The organism is Streptomyces sp. NPDC048483, from assembly GCF_040651455.1.
Taxonomy (GTDB): Bacteria; Actinomycetota; Actinomycetes; order Streptomycetales; family Streptomycetaceae; genus Streptomyces.
The window spans coordinates 71,296-81,531 of the sequence record NZ_JBEZJZ010000008.1; the positions used below are offsets into that span (position 1 = coordinate 71,296).

11 protein-coding genes are annotated in these 10,236 nt (G+C 72.5%); 5 read left to right on the plus strand and 6 right to left on the minus strand.

Features of this window, described 5'->3' with window-relative positions; translation table 11 throughout:
• Nucleotides 1-73: 73 nt before the first annotated feature.
• Together AB0D04_RS06675 and AB0D04_RS06680 are read right to left on the minus strand one after the other, a co-directional pair.
• Nucleotides 74-985 carry an SDR family oxidoreductase gene (locus AB0D04_RS06675; RefSeq protein WP_362700059.1) on the minus strand — a complete coding sequence of 304 codons (912 nt, stop codon included), beginning with the start codon at nucleotides 983-985 and terminating at the stop codon, nucleotides 74-76.
• A 1-nt stretch (nucleotide 986) separates the two neighbouring features.
• The gene (locus tag AB0D04_RS06680) at nucleotides 987-1,775 is read right to left on the minus strand and encodes an SDR family oxidoreductase (RefSeq protein WP_362700061.1); all 789 of its coding nucleotides are present in this window, start codon (nucleotides 1,773-1,775) and stop codon (nucleotides 987-989) included.
• 82 nt (nucleotides 1,776-1,857) lie between these two features.
• Between AB0D04_RS06680 and AB0D04_RS06685 the strand changes: the two genes are divergently transcribed.
• The 5 genes from AB0D04_RS06685 to AB0D04_RS06705 all read left to right on the plus strand — a co-directional run bounded on the left by AB0D04_RS06685 (nucleotide 1,858) and on the right by AB0D04_RS06705 (nucleotide 6,333).
• Complete coding sequence (locus tag AB0D04_RS06685; protein WP_362700063.1) at nucleotides 1,858-2,616, plus strand: enoyl-CoA hydratase family protein; 759 nt, start codon at nucleotides 1,858-1,860, stop codon at nucleotides 2,614-2,616.
• On the plus strand, nucleotides 2,613-3,455 hold the full coding sequence (locus tag AB0D04_RS06690) for a CoA-transferase (RefSeq protein ID WP_362700065.1): 843 nt from the start codon (nucleotides 2,613-2,615) through the stop codon (nucleotides 3,453-3,455). The genes AB0D04_RS06685 and AB0D04_RS06690 overlap by 4 nt, the downstream gene beginning before the upstream one ends.
• Nucleotides 3,452-4,198 carry a CoA-transferase gene (locus tag AB0D04_RS06695; RefSeq protein ID WP_362700067.1) on the plus strand — a complete coding sequence of 249 codons (747 nt, stop codon included), beginning with the start codon at nucleotides 3,452-3,454 and terminating at the stop codon, nucleotides 4,196-4,198. The genes AB0D04_RS06690 and AB0D04_RS06695 overlap by 4 nt, the downstream gene beginning before the upstream one ends.
• A 47-nt stretch (nucleotides 4,199-4,245) precedes the next feature.
• Entirely contained in the window at nucleotides 4,246-5,289 is a 1,044-nt protein-coding gene (locus AB0D04_RS06700; protein ID WP_362700197.1) for a nitronate monooxygenase, read from the plus strand.
• 117 nt (nucleotides 5,290-5,406) lie between these two features.
• Complete coding sequence (locus AB0D04_RS06705) at nucleotides 5,407-6,333, plus strand: tyrosine-protein phosphatase (protein WP_362700068.1); 927 nt, start codon at nucleotides 5,407-5,409, stop codon at nucleotides 6,331-6,333.
• 108 nt (nucleotides 6,334-6,441) lie between these two features.
• Here the strand turns inward: AB0D04_RS06705 and AB0D04_RS06710 are convergent, their stop codons facing one another.
• The 4 genes from AB0D04_RS06710 to AB0D04_RS06725 are packed head-to-tail and all read right to left on the minus strand — an operon-like array spanning nucleotide 6,442 to nucleotide 10,181.
• A complete protein-coding gene (locus AB0D04_RS06710) occupies nucleotides 6,442-7,599 on the minus strand; it encodes an acetyl-CoA C-acetyltransferase (RefSeq protein ID WP_362700070.1) in 1,158 nt (385 codons plus the stop codon).
• 8 nt (nucleotides 7,600-7,607) lie between these two features.
• Complete coding sequence (locus AB0D04_RS06715; RefSeq protein ID WP_362700072.1) at nucleotides 7,608-8,219, minus strand: TetR/AcrR family transcriptional regulator; 612 nt, start codon at nucleotides 8,217-8,219, stop codon at nucleotides 7,608-7,610.
• Nucleotides 8,212-8,994 carry an SDR family oxidoreductase gene (locus tag AB0D04_RS06720; protein ID WP_362700074.1) on the minus strand — a complete coding sequence of 261 codons (783 nt, stop codon included), beginning with the start codon at nucleotides 8,992-8,994 and terminating at the stop codon, nucleotides 8,212-8,214. The genes AB0D04_RS06715 and AB0D04_RS06720 overlap by 8 nt, the downstream gene beginning before the upstream one ends.
• Nucleotides 8,991-10,181, minus strand: a complete 1,191-nt coding sequence (locus tag AB0D04_RS06725; protein WP_362700076.1) for an acyl-CoA dehydrogenase family protein — start codon at nucleotides 10,179-10,181, stop codon at nucleotides 8,991-8,993. Before AB0D04_RS06725 ends, AB0D04_RS06720 begins: the two co-directional genes overlap by 4 nt.
• Nucleotides 10,182-10,236 lie beyond the last annotated feature (55 nt).

The window sequence follows — 10,236 nt, forward strand, 5'->3', positions numbered from 1 at the left end:
GTCCGGGCGGTCGCCGCACCCTGTCGCCTCACGCCGGCAGCGCACCCCGTCTCCCGTCCCGTCGCCCGCCCCGTCACCGCGCCCCGTACACCGGCTGTGGCCGCTCGGCGTCGGTGAGGAGCTTGCGGGCGGTCTCGCCCGCCTCGGCCGGGGTCCAGCGGGCGCCCTTGTCCGCGGTGGGGCCGGGCCGCCAGCCCTCCATCACGGTGATCCGGCCGGCCTCGGCCTCGAAGACCCGGCCGGTGATGCCGTCGCTGGCCGTGGAGGACAGCCAGACGACCAGCGGGGAGACGTTCTCCGGTGCCATCGCGTCGAACTCCTCCGCTGCGGGTGCCGCCATCGTCTCGGCGAAGGTCTGCTCGGTCATCCGGGTGCGGGCGGCCGGGGCGATGGCGTTGACCTGGACGCCGTAGCGGCCCATCTCGGCGGCGGCGACGAGGGTGAGGCCGAGGATCCCGGCCTTGGCGGCGGAGTAGTTGCCCTGGCCGACGCTGCCGAGCAGTCCGGCGCCGGAGCTGGTGTTGACGACGCGGGCGTCGGGCGTGCGGCCGGCCTTGGCCTCGGCGCGCCAGTGTGCGGCGGCGTGCCGCAGGGGCAGGAAGTGGCCCTTGAGGTGCACCCGCAGCACGGCGTCCCAGTCGTCCTCGTCCAGGTTGACGAGCATCCGGTCGCGCAGGAATCCGGCGTTGTTGACGAGGGTGTCGAGGCGGCCGAAGGAGTCGAGGGCGGTCGCGACGAGGGAGGCGGCGCCGTCGGTGGTGGTGATGTCGCCGGTGTGGGCGACGGCCTGGCCGCCGAGGGCGCGGATTTCCTCGACCACCAGCTGGGCGGGCCCGGTTGAGGCGCCGGCTCCGTCGGCGGCGACGCCGAGGTCGTTGACGACGATGCGGGCTCCTTCGGCGGCGAGGGCGAGCGCATGCGCGCGGCCCAGGCCCCGGCCGGCTCCGGTGACGGCGGCGACGCGTCCGGTGCAGATTCCGGTCATGTCAGGACTCCTTGGGGTGGTTGACGGTGGCGGCGTCGAGGAAGGCGGGGCGTTCCCCGCCGCCGTGGACGAGCAGGCCGGCGCCGCTGAGATAGGCGGCGCGGTCGGAGGCGAGGAAGACGCAGGCGTCGCCGATCTCGGCCGGTTCGGCGAGCCGGCCGAGCGGCACGGTGGCGCCGACGGCGGCGATGCCCGCCTCGTCCCCGTAGTGGAGGGCGGACTGTTCGGTGCGCACCATGCCCAGGACGAGAGTGTTGACGCGGACCGTGGGCGCCCATTCGACGGCCATGGAGCGGGCGAGGTTGTCCAGGCCCGCCTTGGCCGCGCCGTAGGCGGCGGTGCCGGGTGAGGGGCGGGTGCCGCTGACACTGCCGATCATGATGACCGAACCGCCGTGCGGCTGGGTGCGCATGACCTCGTATGCGGCGAGTGAGGCGGTCATCGGCGCGGTGAGGTTGAGTGCGATGACGCGGGCGTGGCGTTCGGCGTCGGTCTCGCCGAGGAGGCGGTACGGGGTGCCGCCGGCGTTGTTGACCAGACAGTCGAGGCGGCCGTGGTCGGCGGCGACGCGGGGGAAGAAATCCCGTACGGCAAAGGGGTCGTGCAGGTCGAGGGGGCGGAAGTGCGCGGTGCGTCCGGCGGCCTCGACGGGTGTGTCGGGCGGGCGTCGTGCGCAGACCACCACCTCGGCTCCGGCCTGCAGGAAGGCGCGGGCGATGCCCGCGCCGACGCCCCTGGTGCCGCCGGTGACGACGGCCACCTGTCCGGTCAGATCGAGGGTCAGGCTCATGTGACACCCCTCCCGCAGCGCGCGATCCGCTGCTAACTTCGCTACCTAACAAACGCTTGGTGGAAAGGTAGCTGATCTGCTCATGGGTGTCTCCACCTCCGGACCGGACCAGGGCATCGCGGTCGTCACCGTCGATTTCCCGCCGGTCAACGCCCTGCCTGTGCAGGGCTGGTACGACCTCGCGGACGCGGTCCGCGCGGCGGGCCGCGACCCCGAGGTCCGCTGTGTGGTCCTCGCCGCCGAGGGCCGCGGGTTCAATGCGGGCGTCGACATCAAGGAGATGCAGCGGGACACCGCATCCGGCGGCCACGGTGCGCTGGTCGGCGCCAACCGGGGCTGCGCGGAGGCCTTTTCGGCGGTCTACGCGTGCGAGGTGCCCGTGGTCGCCGCCGTACAGGGCTTCTGCCTGGGCGGCGGCATCGGCCTCGTCGGCAATGCGGATGCGATCGTGGCGAGCGACGACGCCACCTTCGGCCTGCCGGAGCTGGACCGCGGCGCGCTCGGCGCGGCCACCCACCTGGCCCGGCTGGTCCCGCAGCATCTGATGCGGGCGCTCTACTACACCTCACGGACGGCGACGGCTCAGGAGCTGCACGCCCACGGCTCGGTGTGGCGGGTGGTACCCCGTGGTGAACTCCACGACACGGCAATGGAGTTGGCGCGCGAGATCACCAAGAAGGACGGCTATCTCCTCCGGCTCGCCAAGGCCGCCCTCAACGGCATCGACCCCGTCGACGTCCACCGCAGCTACCGCTTCGAGCAGGGCTTCACCTTCGAAGCGAACCTCAGCGGTGTCGCCGACCGCGTCCGCGACACCTTCGGCAAGGAGGCCCGATCGTGACCGACAAGACCATGACGCCCGAGGACGTCGTCTCCCGCCTGCGCAGCGGAATGACCCTGGGCATCGGCGGCTGGGGCTCGCGCCGTAAGCCGATGGCGCTGGTGCGGGCGCTGCTCCGTTCCGAGATCACCGATCTCACCGTCGTCTCGTACGGCGGTCCCGATGTCGGCCTGCTCGCCGCCGCCGGAAAGATCCGCAAGCTGATCGCCCCGTTCGCGACCCTCGACTCCGTCCCCCTCGAACCGCACTTCCGCGCGGCCCGCCAGCGCGGCGCGTTCGCGCTGACGGAGATCGACGAGGCGATGTTCATGTGGGGACTGCACGCCGCCGCCAACCGGCTGCCGTTCCTTCCCGTACGGGCCGGCCTCGGTTCGGACGTCATGCGGGTCAACCCCGGCCTGCGGACCGTCACCTCGCCGTACGAGGACGGGGAGACGTTTGTCGCGATGCCCGCGCTGCGCATGGATGCGGCCCTGGTCCATATGAACCGCGCCGACCGGCTGGGCAACGGCCAGTACCTGGGGCCCGATCCCTACTTCGACGATCTGTTCTGCGAGGCCGCGGACGCGGCGTATGTCTCCTGCGAACAGCTGGTGGACGGCTTCCAGGACGCCGTCGCGCAGACCCTGCTCGTCGCGCGGCACGCGGTCACCGGTGTCGTCGAGACGCCGAACGGGGCGCACTTCACCTCGTGCGTCCCCGACTACGGCCGCGATGAGCCGTTCCAGAAGCTGTACGCGACCACGCCCTGGGACGGGTTCGCGGAGCGCTTCCTGTCCGGGGCGGACGAGAAGTCCTACCAGTCCGCGGTGCACGCCTGGCGCGAGGAGCAGAAGTGACGACGACCGTGAGCGCGGCCACCCGCGCCGAGTACTGCGTGATCGCCTGTGCCGACGCCTGGCGCGACAACGGCGAGGTCCTCGCCAGCCCGATGGGCATGATCCCGTCCATCGGCGCCCGGCTCGCCAAGCGCACCTTCTCCCCCGACCTCCTCCTCACCGACGGCGAGGCCATGATCGTCGGCCTCGACGGGGAGCCCGAGGGCTGGCTGCCCTACCGCCGCCACCTGGCCATGGTCACCGGCGGCAGGCGCCACGTGATGATGGGCGCGAGCCAGATCGACCGGTTCGGCAACCAGAACATCTCCTGCATCGGCGACTGGCAGCAGCCCGCCCGCCAGCTCCTCGGCGTCCGCGGCGCACCCGTCAACACCCTGAACAATCCGGTCAGTTACTGGGTGCCGAAGCATTCGACGCGGGTCTTTGTCGAGAAGGTCGACATGATCAGCGGGGTCGGTTACGACAGTGCGGCCGCGGCCGGCCCGTCCGCGACCCGCTACCACCGCATCCCGCGCGTCGTCTCGAACCTCGGCGTCTTCGACTTCGCGACGCCGGACCGCGCGATGCGGCTCGCCTCTGTGCACCCCGGTGCCACGGTGGACCAGGTCCAGGAGGCCACCGGCTTCGCCCTCGCCCGGCCCGACGACGTGCCCGGCACCCGCGAGCCCACCCCCGAGGAGCTGCGGCTGATCCGCGAGGTCATCGACCCGAAGGGGCTGCGCGACCGCGAGGTGCCCTCGTGAGCGGGGCGACCGCGGGGCACGGTGCCGGCAGTGCGGGCGGCGCGGGCATCGCGACCGCGCTGACGAAGCTGGTCGGCGTACGGCATCCGATCGTGCAGACCGGCATGGGCTGGGTGGCCGGGCCCCGGCTGGTCTCGGCCGCCGCGAACGCGGGCGCGCTGGGGATCCTCGCCTCCGCCACCATGACCCCCGACCAGCTGCGGACCGCCGTCCGCGAGGTCAAGTCCCGTACGGACGAGCCCTTCGGCGTCAATCTGCGGGCGGACGCGGGCGATGCGGCCGACCGCGTCCGCATCATCGTGGAGGAGGGCGTACGGGTCGCCTCCTTCGCGCTGGCTCCCTCGCGCGAACTGATCGCCCGGCTCAAGGACGCGGGCGTCCTCGTCGTCCCGTCCATCGGCGCCCGCCGGCACGCCGAGAAGGTCGCGGCCTGGGGCGCCGACGCCGTCGTCGTCCAGGGCGGCGAGGGCGGCGGCCACACCGGGAACGTCGCCACCACGGTGCTGCTCCCCCAGGTCGTGGACGCCGTGGACATCCCCGTGATCGCCGCGGGCGGCTTCTTCGACGGCCGGGGCCTGGTCGCCGCGCTGGCCTACGGCGCGGCCGGGGTCGCCATGGGCACCCGCTTCCTGCTGACGTCGGACAGCACCGTGCCGCAGGCCGTACAGGCCCGCTATCTGGCGGCGTCCGTCAAGGACATCACCGTCACCACCAAGGTGGACGGCCTGCCGCACCGGATGCTGCGCAGTGAGCTGGTCGCGGCGCTGGAGCGGTCCGGGCGCGCGGCGGCGCTGGCCAGGGCGGTGCGGCACGCCGCGTCGTTCAGGAAGCTGTCCGGGCTGAGCTGGGCGCAGATGGTCCGCGACGGTCTGACGATGAAGCACGGCAAGGACCTGACCTGGAGTCAGGTCCTGCTCGCGGCCAACACCCCGATGCTGCTGAAGGCGTCGATGGTGGACGGCCGTACCGACCTCGGTGTGATGGCCTCCGGCCAGGTGGCGGGCCTGATCGACGATCTTCCCTCGTGCGCCGAACTCGTCGGCCGGATCATGGCCGAGGCGCACGAGGCCCTGGCGGCGCTGCCGCGCTGACCCGGCCGCCCCGGCCCACCGTTCACCTCCCCCGCACCGGACCGGTGTTGCTGCCTCTCGCCGGTCCGGCGGGGCCCTCCCCCTCCCCTCCCCTCTCCACCGATCCGGAGCCGCCGCATGTTCCCCACTCGCCGACGCGCCACCACCCTCCTCTTCGGGTCCGCCCTCACCCTCGGCGGGCTCTCCGTCACCGCCGCCTGCGGCCGCGCCGCCCGCGCGCCGTCCGATGCGCACACCCCGGCCGCGGCGCCCGCGGTACGCCGCGTCGCGCTCCAGGGCGCGGTCAACGTCCGTGACCTGGGCGGCTACCGCACCGCCGACGGCCGCACCGTCCGCCACGGCCGGATCTTCCGCGCCGGCTCCCTCGCCAGGCTGACGCCCGCGGACGTCACCAAGCTGGCCGGTCTGGGGCTGCACACGGTGGTGGATCTACGGGTCCCGGCCGAGCTCCGCTTCGACGGCAAGGACCGTCTGCCGCCCGGCCTCGAGGTGACCTCGCGGCCGGTCGACGACACCGGCCTGTTCCAGGCGGTGCAGGCGGCCGTCGCGAGCAAGGACCCGGCCGAGCAGCGCAGGCAGCTCGGCGGCGGGAAGGCCGAGCGGCGGATGCGGGAGATCTACCCGGGCTTTGTCCACAACCCCGACAACCGCGCCCGGTTCGGTGCCGTCCTCACGGACATCGGGCACGACCGACGGCTCCCGCTGCTCTTTCACTGCACGTCGGGCAAGGACCGCACCGGCTGGCTGAGCTATGTCCTGCTGCGGCTGCTCGGCGTCCCGCACGCCGACGCCGTAGGCGACTATCTGCTCTCCAACACCTTCCGGCGCCATGCCGACACCCAGGTCAACGCGGGGCTCAGGAAGGCCGGGGCGATGCGGGACACGGATCTGCTCAGGCCGCTCCAGGACGTGCGGACCAGCTATCTGAGCGCGGGGCTGACGGAGCTGCGCCACGAGTACGGCACCCTCCAGGCCTATCTCACCAAGGGCCTGGGGCTGGACGAGCGGGCCGTGGGCCGGATCCGCGACCGACTGCTGCGCTGATCCGGCCGGCTGTGCCGCCGCCCGGGGGCACCGTGCGGCGGCGTGGGCCCGGCCGGGTCGACGCAGCGGTGCCTGCATCACCGGCCGCGTGCCTCCGCGGTGGGTGCCTCAGAGGCGCTCGATGATGGTGACATTGGCCTGGCCGCCGCCCTCGCACATGGTCTGGAGCCCGAACCGGCCGCCGGTGCGCTCGAGTTCGTGCAGCAGGGTCGTCATCAACCGGACGCCGGTCGCGCCCAGCGGGTGGCCCAGGGCGATGGCGCCGCCGTTGACATTGACCCGCTCCGGGTCGGCGCCGGTCTCCTTCAGCCAGGCCAGCACCACCGGCGCGAATGCCTCGTTGATCTCGACCAGGTCGATGTCGTCGATCGCCATACCGGCCTTCTTCAGCGCGTACGCGGTGGCCGGGATGGGCGCGGACAGCATGCGGATCGGGTCCTCGCCGCGCACCGAGAGGTGATGGATCCGGGCGCGCGGGGTGAGGCCGTGTTCGGCCACCGCCCGCTCGGAGGCCAGGAGCATGGCGGCCGCGCCGTCGGAGACCTGTGAGGAGACCGCCGCGGTCAGCCGGCCGCCCTCGACGACCGGTGCCAGCGAGGCCATTTTCTCCAGCGAGGTGTTCCGGCGCGGCCCCTCGTCGGCGATGACGTCCCCGTACGCGACGGTCTCGCGGTCGAAGCGGCCCTCGTCGAGGGCGCGGACGGCGCGCTGATGCGAGCGCAGCGCGAACTCCTCCATGTCCTGGCGGGAGATGCCCCACTTGGTGGCGATGAGTTCGGCGCCGTGGAACTGGTTGACGGGCGCGTCGCCGTAGCGGGCCCGCCAGCCCTCGGAGCCGGCGAACGGGCCCTGGGCCAGGCCCAGCGGTTCGGCTGCCTGGCGGCTGGCGAAGGCGATCGGGATCTGTGACATGTTCTGGACGCCGCCCGCGACGACCAGGTCCTGGGTGCCGGAGAGCACGCCCTGGGCGGCGAAGTGGACGGCCTGCTGGGAGGAGCCGCACTGGCGGTCGACCGTGACGCCGGGGACTTCCTCGGGCAGTCCGGCGGCCAGCCAGCAGGTCCGGGCGATGTCGCCGGCCTGCGGTCCGACCGTGTCCAGGCAGCCGAACACGACGTCCTCGACGGCGGCCGGGTCGGCGCCCGTACGGTCCATCAGCGCCCGCAGGACATGTGCGCCCAGGTCGGCAGGGTGGACGGCGGCCAGACCACCGCCCTTTTTGCCGACGGGGGTGCGGACCGCATCAACGATGTAGGCCTCGGCCATGGTGTCTCCTAAGTCAGATTCTGCGGAGGTGCCGGTCGGTTCCGCAAGGCGATGCCGTCCAGGACCATCGAGAGGTACTGACGGGCGATCTCCTCGGGGCTGTGCTGTGCGCCCGGCCGGTACCAGGAGGCGGCGACCCAGACGGTGTCGCGGACGAACCGGTACGTGAGCCGGATGTCGAGATCGGCGCGGAAGACCCGGGCGGCCACGCCGCGCTCCAGGGTGCCCAGCCAGGCCTGCTCAAAGGTGCGCCGCGCGTCGGTGAGGTAGCCGAAGCGGGGCTGCTGGGCGGCGAGGTGCTTGGCCTCCTTCTGGTAGATGGCGACGGCGGCGCGGTGCCGGTCGATCTCCCGGAAGGACTCGGTGACCAGGGCCTCGATGGTCTCGCGGGGGCCGAGCCGGGCGGCGAGCACCGCGTCGTACCCGGCCCCCAGTTCGTCCAGGAAGGCGGCGAGGATCTCGTCGAGCATCGACTCCTTGGAGTCGAAGTGGTAGTAGAGGCTGCCCGCGAGCATGCCGACCGTGTCCGCGATCTGCCGGACGGTGGTGGCGTTGTACCCCTGCGCGGCGAAAACCTCCGCCGCGGCGGCAAGGAGTTCACTGCGGCGTGCCTCAGGCATGCTGAGAGCTGACCGAGACCGTCTCCCCGGTCATGTACGAGGCGTAGTCGCCGGCCAGGAAGACGATGACGTTGGCGATCTCCCAGGGTTCGGCGTAGCGGCCGAACGCCTCCTTCTCGGTCAGTTCGGCCAGCAGCTCGGGCGTGGTGACCTTCACCAGGTGCGGGTGCATGGCGAGGCTGGGCGAGACCGCGTTGATCCGCACGCCGTACTCGGCGGCCTCCATGGCGGCGCAGCGGGTCAGGGCCATCACCCCGGCCTTGGCGGCGGCGTAGTGGGCCTGGCCGCGCTGGGCGCGCCAGCCGACGACGGAGGCGTTGTTGACGATCACGCCGCCGTCGCCCGCGGCCTTCATCCGGCGCAGTGCGGCGCGGGTACAGCGGAAGGTGCCGTTCAGGGTGACGTCGATGACCTTGTCCCACTGCGCGTCGGTCATCTCGGTGAGGTCGGCGGTGCCGCCGAGTCCGGCGTTGTTGACGACGATGCCGAGGCGGCCGTGGCGCTCCTCGGCGAGGTCCAGCAGGGCCGTGACCTGGTCTTCGTCGGTGACGTCGCAGGGCAGTCCGGCCACCTTGTCGGCGCCGAATTCCGCCGCGAGCGCGGCCACGCTTTCCGTCAGCCGCCGCGCGTGCGCGTCGCCGATGACGATACGGGCGCCTTCCTCCAGGAAGCGGCGGGCGGTGGCGCCGCCGATTCCCGCTCCGGCGGCGGCAGTGATGACGGCGGTGCGCCCGGCGAGCAGGTGGTGGCCGGGGACGTAGGGGGGCGGGGTCATCCGCGAGCCTCCTTGGGCAGGCCGAGCACCCGCTCGGCGATGATGTTCCGCTGGATCTCGTTGGAGCCGGCGTAGAGGGTGTCGGCGCGGGAGAAGAGGAACAGCCGCTGCCAGTCGTCGAGGTCGTAGGGCTCCCCGGCGGCCAGCATGCCGCCCGCGCCGCAGATGTCCATGGCGAGTTCACCGAGGTCCCGGTGCCAGGTGGCCCAGAAGATCTTCCCGATGGACGCCTCGGGTCCGGGGGCGCCGGCCGCGACGCCGTCGAGCATCCGCAGGGCGTTGAACCGGATGGTCTCGAGGCCGATCCAGGCCCGGGCGAGCCGGTCGCGGATCAGCGGGTCGTCGGCGGTGCCGTTGCGGCGGGCCAGCGCGATGAGGGTTTCGAGTTCGCGGCGGAAGCCGACCTGCTGGCCGAGGGTGGAGACGCCGCGTTCGAAGCCGAGGGTGGCCATGGCGACCTGCCAGCCGTCGCCGGGGGCGCCCACGAGGTGTGCGCCGCGGGTGCGGGCGCCGTCGAAGAAGACCTCGTTGAACTCGGAGGTGCCGGTCAGCTGGACGATGGGCCGGATGTCCACGCCGTCCTGGTCCAGGGGGACCAGGAGGTAGGACAGTCCGCGGTGGCGTACGGAACCTGCCTCGGTGCGCGCCACCACGAAACACCACTGCGACTCGTGCGCCAGTGACGTCCAGATCTTCTGCCCGTCGACGATCCAGTCGCCGCTCGCCTCCTCCCGTACCGCGCGGGTCCGGACATTCGCCAGGTCGGAGCCCGCGTCCGGCTCGCTGTATCCCTGGCACCACAGTTCCTCCACGGCGACGATCGGCGGCAGGAACCGGGCCCGCTGCTCGGGTGTGCCGAAGGCGATGAGGGTCGGGCCGAGGAGCTGCTCGCCGATGTGGTTGACGCGCGCGGGGGCGTCGGCGAGGGCGTACTCCTCGTGGTAGGCGACCTGCTGGGAGAGCGTGGCGCCGCGGCCGCCGTACTCCACGGGCCAGCCGACGCAGGTCCAGCCGGCGGCCGCCATGTGCCGCTCCCAGGCAAGGCGTTGGGCGAAGGCCTCGTGCTCGCGGCCGGGTCCGCCGCGGCCGCGCAGGGAGGCGAATTCGCCGGTGAGGTTGGCCCGCAGCCAGCTGCGGAACCCGGTGCGGAAGCTCTCGGTGGTGGAGGGGGCCTCGACGCTGCTCATGGCGGTACGTTAACCTACCAAACACTTGTTAGGGAATGCTTGGCAGGGAAGCTTG

Coding starts and splice junctions, on each gene's coding strand:
- AB0D04_RS06675 (WP_362700059.1), bottom strand. CDS start 985: ATGACCGGAATCTGCACCGGACGCGTCGCCGCCGTCACCGGAGCCGGC.
- AB0D04_RS06680 (WP_362700061.1), bottom strand. CDS start 1,775: ATGAGCCTGACCCTCGATCTGACCGGACAGGTGGCCGTCGTCACCGGC.
- AB0D04_RS06685 (WP_362700063.1), top strand. CDS start 1,858: ATGGGTGTCTCCACCTCCGGACCGGACCAGGGCATCGCGGTCGTCACC.
- AB0D04_RS06705 (WP_362700068.1), top strand. CDS start 5,407: ATGTTCCCCACTCGCCGACGCGCCACCACCCTCCTCTTCGGGTCCGCC.
- AB0D04_RS06710 (WP_362700070.1), bottom strand. CDS start 7,599: ATGGCCGAGGCCTACATCGTTGATGCGGTCCGCACCCCCGTCGGCAAA.
- AB0D04_RS06715 (WP_362700072.1), bottom strand. CDS start 8,219: ATGCCTGAGGCACGCCGCAGTGAACTCCTTGCCGCCGCGGCGGAGGTT.
- AB0D04_RS06720 (WP_362700074.1), bottom strand. CDS start 8,994: ATGACCCCGCCCCCCTACGTCCCCGGCCACCACCTGCTCGCCGGGCGC.
- AB0D04_RS06725 (WP_362700076.1), bottom strand. CDS start 10,181: ATGAGCAGCGTCGAGGCCCCCTCCACCACCGAGAGCTTCCGCACCGGG.